22 protein-coding genes are annotated in these 20,772 nt (G+C 69.3%); 9 read left to right on the top strand and 13 right to left on the bottom strand.

What is annotated here, in order from left to right; all coding sequences use genetic code 11:
* Nucleotides 1-180: 180 nt before the first annotated feature.
* Complete coding sequence (locus tag E8A74_RS19605; RefSeq protein ID WP_170229228.1) at nucleotides 181-1,353, top strand: hypothetical protein; 1,173 nt, start codon at nucleotides 181-183, stop codon at nucleotides 1,351-1,353.
* A gap of 42 nt (nucleotides 1,354-1,395) precedes the next feature.
* Complete coding sequence (locus E8A74_RS19600) at nucleotides 1,396-2,772, top strand: hypothetical protein (protein ID WP_136930560.1); 1,377 nt, start codon at nucleotides 1,396-1,398, stop codon at nucleotides 2,770-2,772.
* 409 nt (nucleotides 2,773-3,181) lie between these two features.
* On the opposite strand, the gene E8A74_RS54850 is transcribed toward E8A74_RS19600, so the two are convergent.
* A complete protein-coding gene (locus E8A74_RS54850; RefSeq protein WP_232379663.1) occupies nucleotides 3,182-3,382 on the bottom strand; it encodes a hypothetical protein in 201 nt (66 codons plus the stop codon).
* Nucleotides 3,383-4,565: 1,183 nt separating this feature from the next.
* Between E8A74_RS54850 and E8A74_RS54840 the strand changes: the two genes are divergently transcribed.
* From E8A74_RS54840 to E8A74_RS19585, 3 genes are read left to right on the top strand one after another with little or no spacing between them, the layout of a single operon-like run.
* Entirely contained in the window at nucleotides 4,566-5,951 is a 1,386-nt protein-coding gene (locus E8A74_RS54840; protein WP_232379662.1) for a C-type lectin-like domain-containing protein, read from the top strand.
* Nucleotides 5,944-6,417, top strand: a complete 474-nt coding sequence (locus E8A74_RS19590) for a hypothetical protein (RefSeq protein WP_136930558.1) — start codon at nucleotides 5,944-5,946, stop codon at nucleotides 6,415-6,417. The genes E8A74_RS54840 and E8A74_RS19590 overlap by 8 nt, the downstream gene beginning before the upstream one ends.
* Nucleotides 6,418-6,473: 56 nt before the next feature.
* Nucleotides 6,474-7,661: a tetratricopeptide repeat protein gene (locus E8A74_RS19585; protein WP_136930557.1), complete on the top strand. Its 1,188-nt coding sequence runs from the start codon at nucleotides 6,474-6,476 to the stop codon at nucleotides 7,659-7,661.
* Here E8A74_RS19585 and E8A74_RS19580 read toward each other — a convergent pair.
* The 3 genes from E8A74_RS19580 to E8A74_RS19575 all read right to left on the bottom strand — a co-directional run bounded on the left by E8A74_RS19580 (nucleotide 7,658) and on the right by E8A74_RS19575 (nucleotide 9,801).
* Nucleotides 7,658-9,157 carry a M14 family metallopeptidase gene (locus tag E8A74_RS19580; protein ID WP_232379655.1) on the bottom strand — a complete coding sequence of 500 codons (1,500 nt, stop codon included), beginning with the start codon at nucleotides 9,155-9,157 and terminating at the stop codon, nucleotides 7,658-7,660. The genes E8A74_RS19585 and E8A74_RS19580 overlap by 4 nt on opposite strands.
* A gap of 64 nt (nucleotides 9,158-9,221) precedes the next feature.
* On the bottom strand, nucleotides 9,222-9,344 hold the full coding sequence (locus E8A74_RS55535; RefSeq protein WP_269749880.1) for a hypothetical protein: 123 nt from the start codon (nucleotides 9,342-9,344) through the stop codon (nucleotides 9,222-9,224).
* Nucleotides 9,345-9,471: 127 nt separating this feature from the next.
* On the bottom strand, nucleotides 9,472-9,801 hold the full coding sequence (locus E8A74_RS19575) for a hypothetical protein (RefSeq protein ID WP_136930556.1): 330 nt from the start codon (nucleotides 9,799-9,801) through the stop codon (nucleotides 9,472-9,474).
* Nucleotides 9,802-9,924: 123 nt separating this feature from the next.
* Between E8A74_RS19575 and E8A74_RS19570 the strand changes: the two genes are divergently transcribed.
* Entirely contained in the window at nucleotides 9,925-10,773 is an 849-nt protein-coding gene (locus tag E8A74_RS19570) for a phytanoyl-CoA dioxygenase family protein (RefSeq protein WP_136930555.1), read from the top strand.
* Nucleotides 10,774-10,788: 15 nt separating this feature from the next.
* Here the strand turns inward: E8A74_RS19570 and E8A74_RS19565 are convergent, their stop codons facing one another.
* The 6 genes from E8A74_RS19565 to E8A74_RS52435 all read right to left on the bottom strand — a co-directional run bounded on the left by E8A74_RS19565 (nucleotide 10,789) and on the right by E8A74_RS52435 (nucleotide 15,472).
* Complete coding sequence (locus E8A74_RS19565; RefSeq protein WP_136930554.1) at nucleotides 10,789-11,502, bottom strand: hypothetical protein; 714 nt, start codon at nucleotides 11,500-11,502, stop codon at nucleotides 10,789-10,791.
* Between the two features lie 130 nt (nucleotides 11,503-11,632).
* On the bottom strand, nucleotides 11,633-12,865 hold the full coding sequence (locus tag E8A74_RS19560; protein ID WP_232379654.1) for a hypothetical protein: 1,233 nt from the start codon (nucleotides 12,863-12,865) through the stop codon (nucleotides 11,633-11,635).
* A 93-nt stretch (nucleotides 12,866-12,958) separates the two neighbouring features.
* The gene (locus E8A74_RS19550) at nucleotides 12,959-13,537 is read right to left on the bottom strand and encodes a hypothetical protein (RefSeq protein WP_136930552.1); all 579 of its coding nucleotides are present in this window, start codon (nucleotides 13,535-13,537) and stop codon (nucleotides 12,959-12,961) included.
* Nucleotides 13,537-14,181: a hypothetical protein gene (locus E8A74_RS19545; RefSeq protein WP_232379653.1), complete on the bottom strand. Its 645-nt coding sequence runs from the start codon at nucleotides 14,179-14,181 to the stop codon at nucleotides 13,537-13,539. Before E8A74_RS19545 ends, E8A74_RS19550 begins: the two co-directional genes overlap by 1 nt.
* A 42-nt stretch (nucleotides 14,182-14,223) precedes the next feature.
* The gene (locus tag E8A74_RS19540; RefSeq protein ID WP_170229227.1) at nucleotides 14,224-15,057 is read right to left on the bottom strand and encodes an SIR2 family NAD-dependent protein deacylase; all 834 of its coding nucleotides are present in this window, start codon (nucleotides 15,055-15,057) and stop codon (nucleotides 14,224-14,226) included.
* A gap of 76 nt (nucleotides 15,058-15,133) precedes the next feature.
* The gene (locus tag E8A74_RS52435; RefSeq protein ID WP_170229226.1) at nucleotides 15,134-15,472 is read right to left on the bottom strand and encodes a helix-turn-helix domain-containing protein; all 339 of its coding nucleotides are present in this window, start codon (nucleotides 15,470-15,472) and stop codon (nucleotides 15,134-15,136) included.
* 279 nt (nucleotides 15,473-15,751) lie between these two features.
* On the opposite strand from E8A74_RS52435, the gene E8A74_RS19530 reads away from it, so the two are divergent.
* Nucleotides 15,752-16,456 (top strand): alpha/beta hydrolase, encoded by a 705-nt coding sequence (locus E8A74_RS19530; RefSeq protein ID WP_136930549.1) that lies wholly within the window; start codon nucleotides 15,752-15,754, stop codon nucleotides 16,454-16,456.
* Here the strand turns inward: E8A74_RS19530 and E8A74_RS19525 are convergent, their stop codons facing one another.
* The 3 genes from E8A74_RS19525 to E8A74_RS19515 all read right to left on the bottom strand — a co-directional run bounded on the left by E8A74_RS19525 (nucleotide 16,457) and on the right by E8A74_RS19515 (nucleotide 18,418).
* Complete coding sequence (locus E8A74_RS19525; RefSeq protein ID WP_136930548.1) at nucleotides 16,457-16,837, bottom strand: hypothetical protein; 381 nt, start codon at nucleotides 16,835-16,837, stop codon at nucleotides 16,457-16,459.
* A gap of 86 nt (nucleotides 16,838-16,923) precedes the next feature.
* The gene (locus tag E8A74_RS19520; RefSeq protein WP_136930547.1) at nucleotides 16,924-17,976 is read right to left on the bottom strand and encodes a hypothetical protein; all 1,053 of its coding nucleotides are present in this window, start codon (nucleotides 17,974-17,976) and stop codon (nucleotides 16,924-16,926) included.
* Nucleotides 17,977-18,031: 55 nt separating this feature from the next.
* Nucleotides 18,032-18,418, bottom strand: coding sequence for a DUF423 domain-containing protein (locus E8A74_RS19515; protein WP_136930546.1), 387 nt, complete (start codon nucleotides 18,416-18,418; stop codon nucleotides 18,032-18,034).
* A 95-nt stretch (nucleotides 18,419-18,513) separates the two neighbouring features.
* Between E8A74_RS19515 and E8A74_RS19510 the strand changes: the two genes are divergently transcribed.
* Both E8A74_RS19510 and E8A74_RS19505 read left to right on the top strand, forming a co-directional pair.
* A complete protein-coding gene (locus tag E8A74_RS19510) occupies nucleotides 18,514-20,307 on the top strand; it encodes a hypothetical protein (protein WP_136930545.1) in 1,794 nt (597 codons plus the stop codon).
* A gap of 50 nt (nucleotides 20,308-20,357) precedes the next feature.
* A complete protein-coding gene (locus tag E8A74_RS19505) occupies nucleotides 20,358-20,732 on the top strand; it encodes a cupin domain-containing protein (RefSeq protein ID WP_136930544.1) in 375 nt (124 codons plus the stop codon).
* Nucleotides 20,733-20,772: the final 40 nt, after the last annotated feature.

Raw genomic sequence — 20,772 nt, 5'->3', positions numbered from 1 at the left:
TCCCGCAGAGCGATTTCCGGTCTGGTCGTCTCGTCCCTCGCAACCCTTGCCGGATGCGGCGCGGATCCATCCGAAAACCACGCGTCTCCCCTCGCAAGCGAGGCCGTTGCCTCGTGCCCCGCGACCAGCCTTCGTGCGGGCAGGCTCGACGATACGTTCGGCGAGAACGGAATGGCCCGCGTGAGCTTTGGGGCCGACGATGACGGCGGGTATTTCGGGCTGGATGTCGCGGGGGATCGAATCCTCGCGGCAGGCTGGGGCGCGGGCGGGCTCGGGGGCGTTCGTTTTCGCCTGACCCGGTTCACCCCGTCCGGGAGGCTCGATCCTACGTTCGGCACGAATGGCACGGCCGGCACGGGGTTCGCGTCGTCGACCGCCGACGCCGCCTATGCCGTCGCCGTCGGGCACCAGAGCGACGGCGGCATCGTCGCGATGGGCCACCGTGACAAGTTCCACGGCGAATCCGCGAACATCGCGCTCGTGCGTTTCGAGCCGGACGGGTCGATCGGGGGCTCCGGGTTCGGCACCGACGGGAAAAGCCTGATCGACCTCGGCGACGAGGAGTCCGTCACGGATGGCCTGGTTCTTCCGGACGACAAGATCCTCGTGGTCGGTGGGCGCGGCAGCAAGGAGATTCTCATTGCCCGCGCCACCCGGACCGGCGCGCTCGATACCACGTTCGCTGCACCGAAGGGATACGTGACCGTCCCCGTGGGCGTCTCCGCGCACGCCCAATCGGTCGCCCTCGACGCGAGCGGCCGCATTCTCGTGGCCGGCACCGCGGACCTCGACCAGGGGGGAACCATCATGGTCGTGCTTCGCCTGACGGCGGACGGCGTGCTCGATCCCTCGTTCGGCGGCGATGGCGTGATCGAAGCCGGCCGTGACACGAACCACGAGCGCGCGGTGTCCGTCGCGCCTTCTGCCGACGGCACCATGGTCGTGGCCGGCGACACCGGCGGGGACGACCCAGCTTTCGTGGTCCGCCGCTTCCTCGCGGACGGCAGCCCCGACCTCTCGTTCGGCTCCGAGGGCCGCGCGGAAGGGCCACGCCACGCGGGCAACATGCGAGCCGAGGACATGGTGGTATTGCCCGGGGGAGGTATCCTCGTCGTCGGCAATTCCCCGGAAATCGAAACAATCGTCGAGCCCGTCCTCGTGCGCTACACGTGCGACGGGAAGGTCGACACCACGTTCGGGGTGCACGGAATCCTGCGGGTTTACCTGGGAGAGAACGGGGTCCTGCATACCGTCCGGCTCCACGCGGACCATCGGGTCCTCCTCGGCGGCGCCGATGTGGGGATGAGCCCGGGGCCGGGCACGTATGGAGTGGTCGTTCGCATGTGGATGTAAAGAAACGGTCCACGCGCAGGGACACGTGTGTTATGGGACGGCATGCTCCCTCTGCCGTCCGTGGACGCCGCGCTCCCCACGATCCACCGGCTCCTCGTCCGGTTCGACGAGGCACTCACGCGGCTCGGCGGTCGCCCGAGCGCGCTGGAGCTCGAGCGCCCCACGTTCCTCGTCCATGAGGCCCTGTCGGGGCAGTCCCGCGAATTCCACAGCCACGCGCACGTGCTGACCCTCACGGAGGGGATGGGCCCGATCGAGACCCTCGCGGGCATCTTCCACGATGTCGTGTACGTGCAGGTGGATCAGGGATTTCCTCGGATGATCAGCGATCTGCTCCGCCCGCTGCTCACGCCCGTGGATGGGACGGGGTATCGGATCGGGCTCGGCGTGCTGGAAGACCCGGCCGCGACGCTCGTCGCCCGGATCTTCGGCCGCGAGCCCGGCGACGAGCTGACGCCGCTGACCGGCCTGAACGAGCTCGCGAGCGCGTTCGTCGCGGCCAAGTGCCTCGCGCCCTTCCTGCCGCCGCGCCACCTCGCCGAGATCGCCGCCGCCATCGAGGCGACGATGCCGTTCCGCGAGACGGCCACGTTCGATCGCCTGACCGGGCGCCTGCGGGACCTCGGGATCCCCGGGCTCGACGCGAATGCCTGCGAAGACGCGGTGCGCGCGGCGGTGCGGCTCGCGAACCGCGACGTCGAGAACTTCGCCGAGGCCGATCCGGCGCGGTTCCTCGACAATACCTGGCGGCTCCTGCCCGAGAACAACCCCGCGCTCCACATGCCGAACGTCTATCGAAACGGGGAGTATCGGCTCGCCTTGCAGCGCATGGAGGGCTTCCTCTCGACCCTCGCCGCCGAGCGCGTCTTCCACGCGTTCCGCGGCGAACCCTCGCCGGAGGTCCACGCCCGGAGGATCGCCCAGGCCCGCCGCAACATCTCGCTCGCCGTGCGATACCTGCGGGCGAAGCTTTATACGATCGCGCTCATCGAGGCGTTCGCCTGCGCCACGGGCGGCGACGCCCCCATCGAGCTTTTCCTCGGCGGCATTCCGGACGAGAACAACACGAACCCCGTGCGGGCCGAGCTCTTCCTGCAGCCGGCGCCGGATTCCTCCTCGGACCTCGATCCCGTCCTGCTCCGCCTGCTCGAAGAGGGGCGCGCGAGCCCTTCGAGCTTCGACCTCGGCGCCTCCCCGTATACCGCGTTCCTTTACCGAGCGTTCGGCGAGCGCGCGCTGATGGAGCGGCTCGAATCCACGCGGCCGTGGATCCGCGGGCGGGTCCCGGCGCGAGATTGGCTGAACACGCAGGCTTGCCCGCCGATCGCCGCGCTCGCCCGCGCCATCGCGCGCGTCACCATGACGAGGCGCGAGGCGCTCGAAAAGCTCGCGGATGGGATGAGCCTGGTGGTGGGCTGACCGCGGACGCCAAACCGCCGGCGGCATGCTGACGCGGGGCGTCGATCTCAGGCGCGCGCGGCATCACGCGACACCATTGACGCGACTCCCTGGACACGCGTAGCGTGACGATGTCGAGGGGGATCTCGCGCGGGTTTTTCCCCGGCGGCCTCCGCGAGGACGAGACGCCCATGAGGTTTCGCACGATTCGCCGTCTGCTCGCGGCCACGGTTCTGGTGGGTGGCCTCTGCGCCACCTCGAGCGCGGACGCGGCCGTTCCCCTGACGATCACCAACCAAGGGCGGCTCTTCGACGCGGACGACGCGCCGATCCACGGCTCGCTGACGGTGAGGTTCGCGATCTACGACGCGCCGAACGCGCAGACGCCGCTCTGGAGCGAAGAGCACAAGGTCGACTTCGACGAGGGGTTCTACTCGGTCTCGCTCGGCTCGCTCGTGCCGTTCGACAAACTGTTCGACGGGTCGGTGCGGTACCTGGGGATCACGATCGCCGACGATCCGGAGTTAGAGCCGCGCGCGCCGATCCAGAGCGTGCCGTATGCGCTCTTGGCGAACGACGTGAACGGGGACATCCACCCGACGAGCGTCACGGTCAACGGGACCGAGGTCATCAACAACAACGGCGAGTGGGTGGGTCCGCCGACGGGGCTCGTGGGTCCGACGGGTCCACAAGGCCCGACGGGCGCGGAGGGCGCGGCGGGTCCCGTGGGTGCGACGGGCGTGATGGGTCCGGTCGGGCCGATGGGTCCGACGGGCGCGGCGGGCGCGGTGGGTCCGGCGGGGGCGATGGGGCCCATGGGTCCCGCGGGTCCGGTCGGGCCGATGGGACCCATGGGGCCGGCGGGCGTGATGGGTCCGGCGGGTCCGATGGGCCCGATGGGTCCGGCCGGCGCGACCGGCGCGACCGGCGTGACCGGCGCCGTGGGTCCGATGGGCCCGACGGGCGCGATGGGTCCGCAAGGGGTCGCAGGCCCCACCGGCGCGGTTGGACCCATCGGTCCACAGGGTGCCACCGGTGCTCAGGGAGACGTCGGACCCATGGGGCCGACGGGTGCGATGGGTCCGCAAGGGGTCGCAGGCCCCACCGGCGCGGTTGGACCCATCGGTCCACAGGGTGCCACCGGTGCTCAGGGAGACGTCGGACCCATGGGGCCGACCGGTGCGATGGGTCCGCAGGGGGTCGCAGGCCCCACCGGCGCGGTTGGACCCATCGGTCCACAGGGTGCCACCGGTGCTCAGGGAGACGTCGGACCCATGGGCCCGACGGGTGCGATGGGTCCGCAAGGGGCTGTAGGCCCCACCGGCGCGGTTGGACCCATCGGTCCACAGGGTGCCACCGGTGCTCAAGGAGGCATCGGACCCATGGGCCCGACGGGTGCGATGGGTCCGCAAGGGGTCGCAGGCCCCACCGGCGCGGTTGGACCCATCGGTCCACAGGGTGCCACCGGTGCTCAAGGAGGCATCGGACCCATGGGCCCGACGGGTGCGATGGGTCCGCAAGGGGCTGTAGGCCCCACCGGCGCGGTTGGACCCATCGGTCCGCAAGGCGCGACCGGCGCCGTGGGTCCCCAGGGTCCCGTCGGCGCGACCGGCGCCGTGGGTCCCGTGGGTGCGACCGGCGCCGTGGGTCCCCAAGGCCCCATCGGTCCCACCGGCACGCAAGGCCCCCAGGGTACCCAGGGCCCGATCGGTCCCGTGGGTGCGACCGGCGCCGTGGGTCCCCAAGGCCCCATCGGTCCCACCGGCACGCAAGGCCCCCAGGGTACCCAGGGCCCGATCGGTCCCGCCGGCGCCATGGGTCCGCAAGGCCCCGCAGGTACCGCTGGCGCCACCGGCGCCCAGGGCCCCGCCGGTCCTGTCGGCGCCACCGGCGCGCAAGGCGCGCAAGGTCCGCAAGGCGCGCAAGGCGCGCAGGGTCCGCAAGGCCCGGCCGGCTCGGCCAACATCAATGGCACGGTCAACACCGTCATCAAATTCACCGGCGCCACGACCGGCGGCAATTCGAGCATCACCGACGACGCCACCACGGTGACCACCACCGGCCGGTTCGACGTCACCGGCGGCGTGGGCACGGTCTACGACACGGCGTCCATCGAGGTCCGCACGACCGCGACGCCGCGCATCGCGTTCCACTGGCCGGGCGTCGTCGCCTCGCAGCTCGGCATGGGCAGCGACGGCATCGTCCGCACGTACAACAACCCCGGCACGGGCTACGAGCAGTTCGCCGCGTCGAACATCCACGCGAACGGCTACCTGCGCATCGCCGCCGGCGCCGACGGCGGCGGCAACATCCGGTTCACGGCGGCGAACCCGTACATCGTCGCGAGCTCGTACATCTACGTCCCCGGCGGCGCCTATTTCAACTCGGGCACTGTGTACTTCGAGGCGCAGGCGCAGTTCCGCGGCGGCATCCACAACGACACGGGCGCGGCGCTCCGCATCGACGGCGGCACGTCGGGCATCAACCATTTCCCCGGCACCATCGGCGTCGGCACGGCGAACCCGGCCGAGCAGGTCCACGCGACCGGCAACATCCGATCCGACGGGATCGTGTACTGGGGCAATGGCCTCACGCGGACCGAGACGAAGGACAACGCCGACGCGACGGGCTCGCGGAGCGGCTTCTTCGAGACCTCCGCGCCGTCGAATTATTATCCGAACGCGTCGGGCTGGCAGCACCTCATCGACGTGCGGCATTCGAACGGCGGCAACAACTACGCGATGCAGATCGGCGGCAGCTTCTTCGACCAGGACCTCTGGTATCGCAAGACGAACAACTCCGGCGCCACGACCTGGCTCCAGCTCATCGGCGCCGGCCCGAGGAACTGCACGGCTCCGTTCAATGCCTACGGCGTCACCACCACGACGAACCTCGGAGGCATCACGCGCTCCAATACGATCTGCGTCACGCCGTATTTCTCCCAGCAAAACTTCAACAACGCGCAAAACGTCTGCGCCGCGCTCGGCGGGCACATCACGACCTACAACGAGCATTACCGGATCCTGCAGACGTACGGCACCGGTGGACAGCTCAACGGCGACTGGCTCGGCAATCGCTCCGGCGACGACGACGCGTACTGCATCAACAACACGGGCAACCTCACCAACTTCGAAGGCAACTGCGACAAGAACGAAACCCACTGGTTCCGCTGCGCCCAGAGTTCGAATTACAATGAATGAACGTGCCTGGCGTGCGCGCGTCATGACGATCGTCGCGCTCGCAGGCCTTGTCGTCGGGTCGGCCCTGTTCCTCCACGCGCGCCTCGCCGAGGCGCCGGAGGCGCGAGGTCCGGCGGCGAGCCCCGTGGGCGTCGAGCACGCGCCTGTCGCGTCCCCGGTGACGACCAGGCCCACGACGAGGACAGCGACGAACGTGGCGACCCCGGAGCCGGCAATCGCCGCACCCGAGGAACCACGGAAGCCGCTCGATCCGAGCGACTACGTGCGCAATGGCTCCAAGGAGCCCCTCGTGCCGCGCGAGCTCCATGTCGACGTCGAGGTCTCCACCCGCGGCGTGCTGACGGCCGAGCCGCTCGTCCCACGTGTCCTCGAGGTGAACGCCGAGGTCGGCGCCCGCGACGCCGTGACGACGGAGCCGCTCCCACCTCGGGTCCTCGAACTCCCGCCTGGGACCCAGGACCCCTGAAACGAAGGCGCCGAGCGGCCTTTTCTCCCGGCCGCCTCGGGCGTAGAACGGCCCCGATGATCCCGAGGCCCCTCGCCCGCGCCCTGCGGCTGCCTTCGCTCCTCCTCTGCGTCGCGATGTTCTGGGCCTGCAAGCGCACCCCCGAGCTCGCGCGGGAGCACCTCGCGCAGGGCGACGTCGCCCTCGCAGCGGGCCGTTACCCGCAGGCGCTCGCGGCGTACGGCCACGCCCGCGAGCTCGCGCCCACGGACCCGGACGTGCAACGCGCCCTCATGCGCGCGCGGGTCCACCTCATCGCGGAGAGCGCCGCGCGCATCGCGCCCGAGGCCATCGACGACGCTCGGTACGAGGCCGAGCTGCTCCTCGAGACCGACAAACCACGCGCGCCCGTGTATCTGACCGCGCTCGGCAACATCCTTTCCCGGCAGGGCGACGCCGAGGGGGCGAAAATGAAGTTCGCCGAGGCCCTCGCGATCGACCCGAGCTCGACGCTCGCGCATACCGCGCTCGGGCTCGTGTTCATGAGCCGCAAGGAGGACGCGGCGCGCGCAAAGTCCGAATTCCAGCTCGCGCTGAAAGTGAAGCCGGAAAACGCCGGGGCGCTCGTGGGGCTCGGCCAGATCGAGCTCGCCGAGGGCAACATCGCGGGCGCGGCCGAGCACCTGGAAGCGGCGCTCCGGATCACGGACAGCTTCGACGCGCGCTTGGCCCTCGGGCGCGCGCGGGCCACGCAGCAGAAGAGCGGCGAGGCGATCCCGCATTTTCAGCGCGCGGCGGAGCTCGACCCGAAGAGCGCCGAGGCCGTGGCTTCGCTCGGCCAGGCCTTGCTCGGCGCGGGCAGGCTCGAAGAAGCGGAGCGCGCGCTCCGGGCCGCGGCGTTGAAACGCCCGGATCCGGAGACACGAAATGCGCTCGGCTTCGCGCTCGTGCGGCAGAAGAAGGCGGCGGCCGCGCTCGACGTCTTTCGCGGCGTGCTCGCGGACGACGTGGCCTCGGCGCCCGCGCTCCTCGGGGCCGGCGTCGCAAGCGAGGACCTCGGGCAAAAGGAGCAGGCCCTCGCCTTTTATCAAAAGCTCCTCGGGCTCCCGGCGAGCGGCCCCGGCGGTATGGTCGCGGACCTGCAGCGGCAGGCGCAGAGCCGGATCACGGCGCTCGCGGCGGCGCCGCCGCCCGCCTCCGCCTCGGCCTCGGCGGGCCCGGCGGCGCCGCGCCGTCGGAACGAACCGCAGCAGAATCCGTTTTAGCGGACGCGCAGCACCGGGTGCTCGTCGCCGACGGCGGGCACCGGCAAGAGCCCGTTTTCGACGGCGCCGTCGTCGCTCTCCGGCTCGCAGAGGTACACCGCGATCGCGCCGAGCGGCTGGTCCGTATCGACGCGTGACCATCCCGCGGGCGCGGTCCGGCGGTCCTTCCGCCATTCCACGGCCACCTCGCCGACGGCCGCCGCTTCCAGGATCCCGCGCCCTCCCTCCGTCCCGAGCGACGTCACGCGCGCGACCTCGACATCGTACGCGCCCTCGGCCGCCCCGACGCGCAATCCGTGGCGGCGCAGGTGCTCGGCCACGGCGGGCGGGACGAGGTAGGCGCGGGGCCGATCGACGACGACGGTGCCCTCGAAACGCCCCAAATAAGGGATCTGCACCGCGACGGGCGCGCCTTCCAAGGTGCGGGGCGAGCGCGTGAGGACCTCCACGGGCGCCTCCATGCGATCGAGGCGATAACGCACGGCGACCCGATCCGGCGGCGCGGCGCTCGACGCGACGACCTGGCGAATGTCGTCCGCGTGCTTCGCGGCCCAGGAGAGCGTCTCGATCTGCCACGCGGTCGCGGTGCGGACGCGCTCCTCGAACGGCAGGTAGCTATAACATTCGAGGAGCAAATCGAGCCGGTTCGTGAGGCCGCGGTAATTCGAGCCGAAGCGCGGATGGTGCGGATACGTCATCCAACCGAGGCCCACGTCCGTCCCCGCGTCGACCTCACCGCCCGCGTCGAGCACGCGCTCGTCCTCGACGAAATTGCCATACCATCCGCTCTCGAACCCGCGGGCGCGCACGGCGGCGATGACCTCCGGTACGAGGCGCTCGCGCATGAAATCGATCGGCTCGCGCCGCCCGGACGCGACGGTGTGCGGCACGTCGACGGTCATGTGGAAGCGATGCACCGAGCCGTTCGTCGCGTGGTTGTCGATCGTGAGGTCGGGCGCCCACGGAAGGCAGACGTTGTCCTGCAAGGCCCGCATCTCGGGCGCGGCCTGGCGCATGTAATCGCGGTTCAGGTTGATGCCCTGGCTCTGCGTGCGCGTCCCGACCACGGGGCCGACCTGGCCGCTGAGCTTCTTCAAATCGAGCCGTCGATTGACGGGGTCGAGCGCGTCGTTGCCGTCCGGATTGAAGAGCGGGGCGACGAGCAGCGTGATCGTGTCGAGCCAATCGGGATGGCGGCCGTCGAGCAGGTCGCGGACGAGCGCGAGGCTCGCCTCCTTGCCCTCGACCTCGCCGGGGTGAATGCCGTCGAGCATGAGCACGACGGGGCGCTCTTTGCGCCGGGCCTCCTCGGGGGTGCGCACGTGGTCCTTCGAGAGGATCAGGAGCGGCAAATCGCGCCCGCCGGGCGAGGTGCCAAAGGTCGTGACGTGCAGGCGCGGGTCGTTCCGTGCTTCGAGCGCGCGCACGAAACGCATCACGTCGGCGTGGAGGGAGGTCTCGCGGAAGGAGGTGGACTCGGCGCGGGTGAGCAGCATGCGGCGTGAAGTAGCACAGAACGACGGCCGCGTGGACGGGCCCCTCGTTATGCCGCCGCGCGATCTAAAGCTCGGACAGTTTTTTCCCGCCGGACGCCTGCTCCTCGATCGGCGGAGGTGGCGGCGGAGGCGGGGGCGGCATCCCGGGGAACATGGCCGAGCCGAGCACGAGGGCAATCCGGCCCATCGAGCGAAACGAATGAAGCAGGCGACGGACGAAGCGCCGCCAGGCCCTTCTCCGAGGGCTTTGCACCAAAGGCGACATCGCTTTCTCCTTGCTGTGGAATCGAAGGCCGCGGGAATGGCCGTCGAATTCAGCAAAGGAGCGCGCAATGGAGGAGCCAGCGATCCGCGGGGACGAACGAGGCGCTCGAATCCGCCGGGCGCGCAGTCGTCGCCCGGACGAACGGGGCTGCCTGCGCGGGCCGGGCCTCGACCTCGACCTCGACCTCTGGCGCCTCGGCGTTTTGCGCGACCTCGCGCGCCGCCGCGGCGTATTGTGCCGCCGCCCCCGCGTACGCGATGAGCACCACCGTGTCCGGAACGACCTGCGCGGAGCGCGCCGGCGCCGCCGGTAGCATCAGCATGAGGCAGGCGAGGAGCACGCGGAGCGCGCGCACGATTCGCCAGGGGTGCGGATGCATGGGCGGAGCGTAAGGCGAGCGTCCCCCCGGCGCAACACCCGCCGCGCGCGACGGCTCGGCCTGCGCGGGCTTCCCCGCGGAGCCGTGGACAGCCGGGTCCGGGAGGGCTACGAGAATCGAGCCATGCCCCGGCCCATCGCCCCGTCCGAGCGTCGCGACGCCTTCGAGCGCGACGGTTTCCTCGTCTTGCCCGGATTCGTCTCGGCCGCGTCGTGCCTCGCGCTGAAGCGCCGCGCCGAGGAGCTCGTCGACGCCTTCGACCCGGAGGCGCACCGCTCGATCTTCAGCACCCACGAGCAGACGCGCACCTCCGACGACTATTTCCTCGCATCGGGCGACAAGGTCCGATTTTTCTACGAGGAGGGCGCGCTCGGCCCGGACGGGCGCCTGCGCGTGCCCAAGGAGCGCGCGCTCAACAAGATCGCCCACGCGATGCACGATCTCGATCCGGTCTTCGATCGATTCTCGCGCACGCCTGCCCTCGCGGCGCTGACGGCCGAGCTCGGGCTCGCCCGCCCGGTCCTCATGCAATCGATGTACATCTTCAAGCAGCCGCACATCGGCGGCGAGGTGGTTTGCCACCAGGACGCGACGTTCCTCTATACCGAGCCCATGACCGTCACGGGCCTGTGGTTCGCGCTGGAGGACGCGACGATCGAGAATGGCTGCTTGTGGGTGGTGCCCGGCGGGCACCGGCAGGGGCTCAAGAAACGTTTTTTGCGGGATGCGCGTGGGAACACGCGATTCGAGGTGCTGGATCCGGTCCCCCTCGTCGAGGACGGCGCCTTCCCCCTCGAAGTCCCGGCAGGCACGCTGGTCGTGCTGCACGGGCTCTTGCCCCATCGAAGCGAGGAGAACCGCTCGGCGCGGTCACGGCACGCGTATACGGTGCACGTCGTCGAGGCGGGCGCGAAGTACGCCGCGGACAACTGGCTCCAGCGGCCGGACCTGCCTTTGCGTGGGTTTTCCTGAACGGAGCGGGCGCCCTCAGCTCCCGCCGAGGATGTCGTACAGCTCCTTCTTCGTGGCATCGTCGTCCGCCTTCACGGCGACGAGCGTCGTCCCCACGAGCCGCGCAGTCCCCTCCGCGATCGCCTTCTCGTAGTAGACGGTCTCGATCGCGAGCACGCCGGCGTCCCCCGCGAGAAAACGGTGGTTGTACACGACGCCGCTCGGCGAGAGCCTGCCACCGGAGCGGTCGCCCATCTCGGCGAGGTCCCATTTCTTCACGGCATCACCGAACTTGGTATCGGAGAACAGGTTGTCCGTGGCCTTTTCCGGGGTGGAGATCGCCGCGACGTCCTTCACGAAGGGCGCGAGCGCCGGCGCGGGCTTCTTGTCCAGGGTGGGCTCCCAGCCGAACCGGATCAGCGCGCCCTTGCCCATCGTGAGCTCGGGCTTCGGCGCGCCTTCGACCGTCTCCGCGAATGCGTCGATCCAGATGGTGGCCGAACGCTGGTCGTCGTCCTTGCCCTTCTTGACGTCGATGTAAAGCGAGGACCAGTTCTCGTGCTGGTCTTCACTCGATTCAATCGTCCAGCCAGCCTTCTTCAGGCGCTCCTCCGCGCCCTTCGACGAGAGCGCCCCCTTCGCGGAGTCGCCTCCCGATTTCGTCGAATCGGCAGCCCCATCGGACTTGCTGCATCCGTAGCCGGCCGTGGTGAGAGCGAGCACGAGAACCAGGGAGTTTCGCAGGCGCATGAATCCTCTCGAAGGGGAATGATCAGACCCGGTGGAACCGAGGGTGGCGCCCCCTACCAGGGATATCGTCCCGATGTCAAGATGGGCCTGCGTGAAAAACGCGCGGTGGGGGACAGCATCCCCGGGACGACTACGGATCCGGCCACAACTTCATCTGCGGATCCGGCCAGCGGAAGGGGTTCTGCGCCGCGTTCGCGTTCGCGAAATCGGACTGGCAGGAGGCGATGTTGTTGGGCTGGTTCGTCAAGGTCCAGAACGAGGCGCAGACGTTCTGCGAGATATGCGTCCGGCATTCCTCCATCGTGTGCTCGCCCGGCGTCGGCTGGCTGTAATAGTTGCGCACGAAGTCCCAGGCGATCCTCTGCATGTCGGCCACAGGCGCGGCGTCGATGCCCGCGGGGACGGCCGCGCCGACCGGCGAGGCGCGGAAGATCGACGCGTACGTGACGAGCGCCAGGTAATAAGCGCCGAGCGGCGTCATGTGCACGTTGTCGCTGAAGATCCTGTCGAGCTTCTGCGGCGTCGTGCCCGTGATGCCTTGCACTTCGTCGTTCAGGCTCCGCTCCACGAGATCAACGAGCGCCGCGCCCGCGGGGAGCACCTCGACCCTCCCCCCCGCATGGCCCGCGAGCGAGAGGTTCACCTTCGTCGCCACGCATTCCCACGCGTAAAGCGCGTTCTTCTCGTGGTTGATCCACGTCGTCGGGGCATTCTTGTCGACATCGAGCCAGCTATGGTAAAACAGCGTACGCCCGGCCGGGTTGCCGTCGATCAATCGGTCGTGGAAATGGCGCAGGAAGCCGAACGTGTCCTCCCACCAGATCGTGCCCAGGATGTCGTGTCGCTCCGTGATCACGAGCGTATCGTAGAGCTCGCCGGGCCCGAGCGTCTTCGGGGAGAGGAGCTCTTCGATCACGTTCATGTCGCTGCCTTCGCGGTTCTTCCCCGTGCTGTAGCCGGGCCAGCCCGGCGCGTCGAAGCTCCCGCCTTTGGTCCTCACGCGGATGGGCGAGCCGATGCCGATCTGCTCGTTGAAATTGAAGTCCTTGCCGAGGCTCTGCGCGATGGTCAGGACGTGGTCCGGCAATGGATTGTCCGTGAGGCTGTGCCCGGACAGGAACATGCGCGCCGACATGCGCTCCGGGAAGTCCCCGCCCCCGCCGCCCATCCCGCCGGTGCCGCCCATCCCGCCGCCGCCCGCGCCGCCGCCGCCCGCGCCGCCATTCCCGCCCGCGCCGGTGCCGCCAGCACCACCCGTATTCGACGACGGCGGGTCATCCGAGCATCCGGACGCCGCGACCACGGCAGCCACCCCCGCCAGCACGAGCGCAATCCACGGGCTCCTCCATCCACGATGATTCATGATCTCCTCCAGAAAAAGCAAGAACCGTAACGACTCGTTTGAGTCCTAACGGTCTATGCCATTCCCTGTCAAGGAGCAGGAACCGAGGGCTGGTTACCGCTTGCGTTTCCGCTTCTCGCCGAGCACCGCGCGTTTCGTGGCGAGGTACGCGCCCGCGTCCGGCTTCTCGCCGTACGCCCAGCTCTTCATGAGCGGTACGATCTCGTCGTCCCACGGGTCCGCGAGGCGCAGGCGCACGAAGTCCGCGTAGAGCGCCCAAAGCGAGGTCTCGAGGTCTTCGAGCAGCATCATGCGCTCGTAAAAGACCTCGTGTTTCTCGTCGTTCTTCTTGAGCTGCGTCGGCAACTTGAGGCCCGAGAGGCCGAGCGAATCGGCCTTGAGCGTCCAGGCATACTCGCGCTCCCCACGCACGAGGCGCATCTTCGCCTCCTTCGGGAGCTTGCCCTGCCGCAGCGCCTCCTTCGCCTCCGGCGACGAGGCCGGAATCGCGCCCTTGAGCCGGCTCTCTTCTTTCTCCAGGACGAGCGTGATCTGCGCCTCCAGCCACATCGAGACCGGATCGGCGCCCGTGGGGTGCAGGTTCGTCTCCTGCATCTCGCTCTCGAACCAGAGCCAGACCACGAATTCACGCCCCATGAAGCGGCGCCCCTCGATGAGATCCAAGAGCTCCATCAGCGCGCCTCCTCTTCCACGCGGGAAAGGAACGTCGGCTCGAGACCTGCGAAGGCCCGCGCCTCCTTGGCGTCGAGGCCCAGCCGATCGGCGGCGGTACCCGGACTCTCGGGCACGAGGTCGACCTTGAACGTGCGCTTGAAGAGGTCGTCGAGCAGGGCCGCGATACGCTCGGATTGGCTGTACAGGTGGAGGATGTTCGTCCGCAGGTTCCACACGACGTCGTAGCTCTTGAGCGAGGGCACGAGCTGGCGCCGCAGCTTGCGCACGACCATCGTCTTCAAATCGGCCTTCGCCTGCCGGCCGAGGCGCTCGAGCCCCCTCTTGGCGAGCAGCGCCTGCTCGGCCTCGCGCAGGTGGGCCTTGAGCAGCGGCCCAGGGATGGCCCACCGATCGAGGCGCAAGCCCAGACAAACGTACTCGTTGTAGAAGACCTTTTCGTGATCGAGGTCCGTGTCGAAGGGGTCCTCGATGCTGGCCCAGCCCGCGCCCTCGTTCTTCTCGTCGTCGGGCGAGAGGGGCTGGAAAGCGTTGGCACGGATGCGCTTCAAGGTCGTTCCGGGAACATCGTCGGGAATGTCACCGGTGACGTAGAAGCGCGAGAACGTGAGGCTACCGCGGAGCGCACCCAAGGTGGCGCCCATGTACGAGCTTCGTCGCGCGGAGGCAAGAGAGTTGCGGTGTCGTCACGCCCATGCCGCGCCCTCGGCCACGCCGAGCCGCTTGCACACCTCGACGAGCGCCACCTCCGCGCTGGCGGCGATGGGCATGATACCCGGCTTGCTGATGCGCGGCGTGGGATCGATGTTGAAGACGGGCACGCGCCGCGCGCGCGCGGATTGCGTCACGAGCTCGGTCACGCCGACCGAAAAGGACGTGCCCGCGAAGATCACGAGCCGCGCCTGCACCTTCGCGGCGTCGAGCACGCGACTCCACTGGTAGTCGTCGTGCCCGGCATACACCTCGTCGAACCAGAGGACGTGCATCCGTAGAAACGCGCCACACGAAGGGCAACGCGGCACATTCGCCTCCACGGGGTTTGCCCGGAACGCCGTGAGGTCGACCTCGCTCGCGGCGATCGATCCCTCGAGCGCGCCGAGCTCGCAGCCGCTCCGGGAGCACCGATACCGATCGCTCGTGCCGTGGACCTTGACCATGCGCTTCGATCCGGCCTGCTCATGCAGGGTGTCGACGTTCTGCGTGACGAGGAGGAAGTCGCCGCCCCTCTCTGTCTGGAATCGCTCGAGCGCCGCGATGGCGTGGTGCCCGGGGTTTGGCTTCGCGCCGGAGACCTTGTCGAATCGCGACAGATACCATTGCCACGAGCCCGCGGGATTCTCGCTGAAAAACGCGCGGGTGCCGAGCTCGGTGACGTCGCGCTTCCAGATGGCGTCGGGATCGTTTCCGCGGAACGTGGGAATTCCGCTGGCGTGGCTGACGCCCGCGCCGGTGACGATCAAGATCTGTTCGGGGTGCGTGGACCGCACATCGTCCGTGAGCGCGTCGAGAGCGTCCTGCATGCGGAGGACGTTAGCACGGAGAGCGGGCGCGAGGAGCGTCGAGGAGAACGGAGCAGCCCCCCCCCCCGGGGCGGCTTCAGGCCTTGCCCGCGCCGCGCGCCGAGAGCTCCCGCCGGAGCTTGGGCAGCTCTTTCTTTCCGATCTTGGTGCGGATGATGTCGGCGATGCGACCGCGCTCGTCGTCCTCCGGGAACGTGAGCAGATCCATCGGCAATACGTCCAGCCCTTGCGCGATGCGCACGAGCGTCTCGATCGTGATCGCCGCGAGCCCGTGCTCGATGCTGGAGAGGTGCCCCTTCGACAGTTGACCGACATCGGCAACGTGCTGAAGGGACAGACCGCGTTCGAGGCGCAGCGCGCGGATGCGCGCGCCGACCTTGGCTGCGGCGGGAGAAGGTATGGTGCGTCTGGGCATGATGTTACGATGCCACAACATCGCTCCGGCGACAAACGAAAGTTTGGCGGCGCGTAGTGGGGACCACGCGTGGCGCAGGGGCTGCGCCACCCCGGTGCGCGTGCGGCGGACGGATCGAGAACGCCTCGAATCGACCGAAGTCGCAAAGCTCGGGCGGGGGCGGACGTCCTCCACACACGGATAACGGCCGTCTACGCGCCCGCCACGCGTGCTCGGGCGGAGCGGCCGTGCCTCTTGCGGGTCGCGGCGCATGCACCACATGCCTTCGGGGAGATCCCCATGACGCGCGCTGCACGGAAGCTCGATCCGCGTGACCTCGGCCGATTGCAAGCCCGCCCCACGCCCGGCCCCCGCGACGAGGCCCAGCGCGGCGACAGGCCGCTCGGCCTCGGCGACAAACGCGACGGGATCCTCTTCCTCCCGTCGAGCTACGATCCCGCCCGCCCGGCTCCGCTGATGCTCTGCCTGCACGGCGCGGGCGGCGAGGCCCGTCATCGCATCGACCCCATTCGCCCGGAGGCGGAGCGCGACGGCGTCATCCTCGTCGCGCCCGATTCGATGGGCTCGACCTGGGACCTCTTGCGCGGCGGCTACGGCCCCGACGTCGCCCGCATCGATCGCGCGCTCACCGCCGCCTTTCATTGCCTCGCCGTCGACCCGACGCGGATCGCGATCGAGGGGTTCTCCGATGGAGCCTCGTATGCCCTCTCCCTCGGCCTCACGAACGGCGACCTCTTCCGGTTCGTCTTCGCGTTTTCCCCCGGATTCATGCGGCCGCTCACGCAGGTGGGGACGCCCGAGGTCTTCATCAGCCACGGCGTGAAGGACCCCGTCCTGCCCATTCGATGCAGCCGGACCCTCGTCCCCACCCTCGAATCCGCGGGCTACACCGTGACGTACCGCGAATTCGATGGGGGCCATTCCGTCCCCCAGGGCATGCTCCGGGAGGCGATGGATATCCTCCAGGGAGCGACGACGACGTGATCAGTGCCGCCTTCGGTTCGTCTCGAACCCGCCGACCATGATGGCGTGGTCGAGCGGCTCGGCGCGGCCGAACGTCTCGGCGCGCGCCTTGTCCGCGCAAGGGCCGCAGAGCAGCACCTTGCCCACGTCGACCGCTTCGTACAGGCGAACCTCCCCGAGCACCGCGCAGGTATGACAAGCGCCCACGCCGCGGACCGCCCCGCTCCGCCGGGAGGCGAGCGTGGGGAGAGAATGGCGCTCAGCGGGCGCGCGAGGCCGCGCCATCCCCACGGGGGCGCGCTCGGGCATCGGCGCGACGCGGGCTTTCCCGTTCGGACCGACCTTCACGAGTTTCCGCGCCTTGCCCTCTCCGGCGGCGCTCGTGGGTGCGTGCCGCTTCATCCGTTCCTCGAAGCGGATATACAGAAGCCCCCGGGGCCTGTCCAGACCGGACGCCCCGGAGGCTCCTTCACGCGGCGGCGCGTGTGCTAGCGAATCGCGGACGCCTTCCGCTTCCGGGCCACGCGCCTCCGCCGCGCGAACGTCGCGGCGGCGAGCACGAGCGAGCCGAGGAGCAGCGGGGAGACGCCCCCGCCGCCGGTCGTGAGCGAGCAGGCGCCCTCGATCTCGTCACCGCCCTCGTCCGATCCGCACTGCGACTCGCCCCAGACGGCGTCCTTCTTTTCGAGATAATCCGAGCAGGCAGAATTCTCGCCGCCGCTGGTCGTCGCGAGCATTGCGTTGATCGCGTCCTGCTTCGATATCTTGGGCACGTCGAGCCCGCAGGAGAGCTTGACGGATCCCGTCGCGTCGAGCTGCACCGCCCCGACCGAGGAGTTGTTTTCGGTGATTCCGACGAGCACCGGAGCACCGACCGTGGAACCTGCGTTGTAGACGTCGATCGTGTCACCCACCATCGGGGAGGTGAGGGCAGCACCATGAAGGACGTCGACCTTCGCGGTGGCCATGCCCCCCGCTTGGACCGCCGTCACGGTCGCCTCGGCCACAGCGACGACATCAACACCATTGTTCTGGCAGAAGCAGGCATCGGCCTTGCTGACGAAGCAATACGACGGCTGGATCCGGGCCGCCTCGGCCGCCGTGAGCCCGGCCCGATCGAGCCACGCGCGGAGCGCGATGTCCCCTTCGATCTCGCGGATGAACGCGTTGTTCGCCGCGCGGGCCACGCGCGCGACGAGCTCGGTCTCGCCGGTCGCCTCGATGAGGTGCGCCATCGCGCAACGCGTCCCGAAGGCGTCGACGAAATAGGGCATGCGGATCCCGGGGAAATCGAGGTTCCGCGGGAAACGCCCGGTGCGAGCGTACCGCTGAAGCTCGGCGATCAGGCCCGCGCGCGCCGCGCGTTGGTCGGGGGACAGGTGGCTCGTGTCGCGCGCGCGGAGCTCGGCGAGGACCGCGCGGAAATGGGCGACGAGGCGCGCTTTCTCCCTGGCGAGCGGGGAGCGCCCGTGGCGCAGCGTGGCACGCCGGCGGGCAGCGGGAGACGAGCGACGAGACGTGGAGGTCAAAGCGAAGATCATTCTAGCTCCTTCGGGGGCGCCCATCCGCGCCCGGCGACCCCGCGTCTAGCAGGAGTCATGCCGTCGCAAAAAGAGCATTCAACGCAATGGCGAGCCAGCCGGCGAGGAGCAGGAGGCCGCCGAGGGGCGTGACGGCGCCGAGCACGCGGCGGCCGGTCAGCGTCATGACGTAAAGGCTGCCTGAGAAAAGAATGATACCGCCGAGGAAGAACCAGGGCGCGAGGGCGCTGCCTTCCTTCGTGGGTGTGGGGTGCAAGGCCGTGAGGCCTATCGCGAGGGCGTGGAGGAGGTGATATTGGGATCCGGTTTGCCACCAGGTGAGGCGCTGCTCGGCGTCCGGGAACTGCGTGACCCATTTCTTGAGCCCGTGCGCCCCGAACGCGCCGAGCGCGACCCCGACGAAGCCGACGACGCCGGCGAGCAGGAGGGAGAAACGTTCCATGCGCAGAGCGTGACGCGCGTGTCGCGATCGTGCACGAGCCGGGAGGGACGAAAGTACCCGGGACGGAGCGGGTCTGTCGAAGTATGCTGCCCCCGATGAAGCGCCGCGCCGCCCTCTCCTTCGCCGTCGCCCTCGCGCTCTCGGCCTGCGCGCCCACGCAGTGGAGGAGCGCTCCGCCGTGCCTCAGCGGCTCGGTCCCTGCGGTCGGGCGTCCCGTCCCCGACGAGATGTTCGCCCTGATGCGGCGCGAGCGGGACCGAGCCGCGCGCGCGCCGCTGCTCATGCAGGCCCACATCCGCGAGACGATTCCCACGCTTTTCCCCGACGTCAGCGACCTCCTCCTCGCGCCGCCCTGCGCCGAGGAGCTCGAGGCGGAGAGCGCGGCGACGTTCGACGAACAACCCCTCGTGTTTTCGCGTTCGCTCGTCGCGCGCATCCGCACCGTGCACGACGCCGAGATCCTCATGGCGCTCGCCAAGCGGGACAAAGCAAGCATCACCGAGTATCAGCTCGGCCCGGACGAACCCGGGCCGCGCCCGCCGAAATCCTTCGTTCGATATCTCGCGCTCGCCAGCATTCCCGCCTATTGGGTCGTCGACAACGTCCCGGAGGGCCGGCGGCTCCTGCTCGATCGGGTGCGTACGAGCAAGGACGCGCGCGAGCAGCTCCTCTTGCATGGAGCGGCCTCCGCCGTCTATTCGCAGATGTTATGGGGACATCCCGAGCGCGCGGTGGGCGACGAGGGGCCGGTGATCCTCCGCGGCCTGCTCCCCGAAGTGAAGCGGAGGCTCGAAGGGCCGGCGGAGGCGGACTCGCTGGAGCTCGTGATCCTGCAAATCAACGATCTGGGCGCCTTCGGCGTGCGGTTTGGCCTGGAGCGGGAGGCGCGGGCGCTCGTGAACGGGATCCTCGCGGCGAAAGGCGAGGTGCCGCTGACGCGAGGCATTCCGGGCGCGACGCGTGATCTCGCGGAGGCGGCGCGCGCGGCGCTTTTTGATCTCGACACCCCCCAGAAATCGACCAGCGCGGCGGATCTGCCGCGTCCGCGACGAGAACAATTCGATGCCCATGCGGAGGCGCGCTCCGTCGAGCCCGCGGGCGGCAAGGTCCCGGAGGCCGCCGCGCTCGCCCGCGTGCGCGAGCTCGACAAGGAGCTCGAAACGCTGCGCTTCAACGCGCCGCGCTGCTACGTGCTCAAAGAGCTGGGCCACTGGATGCCGGCGGCCGAGGCGTCGCGGCGCTTCGACGCCTTCATCGCGCCCATCTTCGAGGGGGAGCGGATTCGCCTCGATACCGAGACCGTTTGCCGCATGCGGGTCGCGCTCGGCCTCCACGGGGTGGACGAGGCGCGACGGGTCGCGCTCCTCGAAAAGCTCCTCACAGCGAAGCCCGCGCAAGTCGGCCCGCGGGATCGGAGCCGCGACGAACATGGCCCGGCCATCGCCTACCCTGCCAACGAGCAGCCCTTGTGGATGGCCGCAGCGGGCGAGCTGCTCGCGCACCCGGAATGGATCGAGCGGCACGCCGGGGTGCGCGCCTGGCTCGAAGAAAAGGCCCTCGCGCCCATCCCGCTCGACGCTGCGACGGCGGAGGTGTGGACGTACTTCCAGCCCTCGTTCGAGCGTGTGATCACGTTCCACGCCTCCGGCGCGCCGGGCGCGTCGATGGATACGGCGCGCGCGATTTTACGCGGCTACATGCAGCCGATCGACCCGGCGGATCAGAAGAAGATCTCCCACATCTACTTCGGCGAGGTATCGAGGGCACGCATGCGCGCGCTCGGCGAGTACGGGAAGCTCGTCGGGCTCGTCCCGGAGGTCACGGCGTACCTCGAAGAACGCAAAACGGATCGCACGGCGGCCCTCGCGCTCTACATGCTGAACCTCTAGCGGTGTCCGACGAACGACAGTAGCATCCCGCCCCAGGAGGAAGCCCTCGCATGACGGACCAAGCCAAGTACAACATCGACCTCGACGTGAAATTCCAGCACCTCGAACGCATCGACGTTCCCGCCGTCGTCGCCGCGTGCACGGAGACGTGGCAAAACCGAACGCTGACGCAGGTCAATGGCAGCGTGGTGCGGCTCGGGGTGATCGAGGGCGATTTCCACTGGCACAAGCACGACGACGATGACGAGTTTTTTTTCGTCCTCGAAGGCAAGCTCCTCATCGACCTGGAAGATCGGACGATCGAGCTCGGGCCGCAGCAGGGCGTGACGATCACGAAGGGCGTGATGCATCGGCCGCGGGCCCCGGGGAGGACCGTCATGCTCATGGTCGAGACGACGGCCATTCAGCCCACGGGCGATCCGTGAAGGCCCCGGCGGATCCGCCACGCGGGGCCGCGCGTACGTG

Source organism: Polyangium fumosum, assembly GCF_005144585.1.
GTDB lineage: Bacteria > Myxococcota_A > Polyangia > Polyangiales > Polyangiaceae > Polyangium > Polyangium fumosum.
Note: the sequence above shows the minus strand (reverse complement) of the source record. Positions and strands in the feature narration are given on the sequence as shown.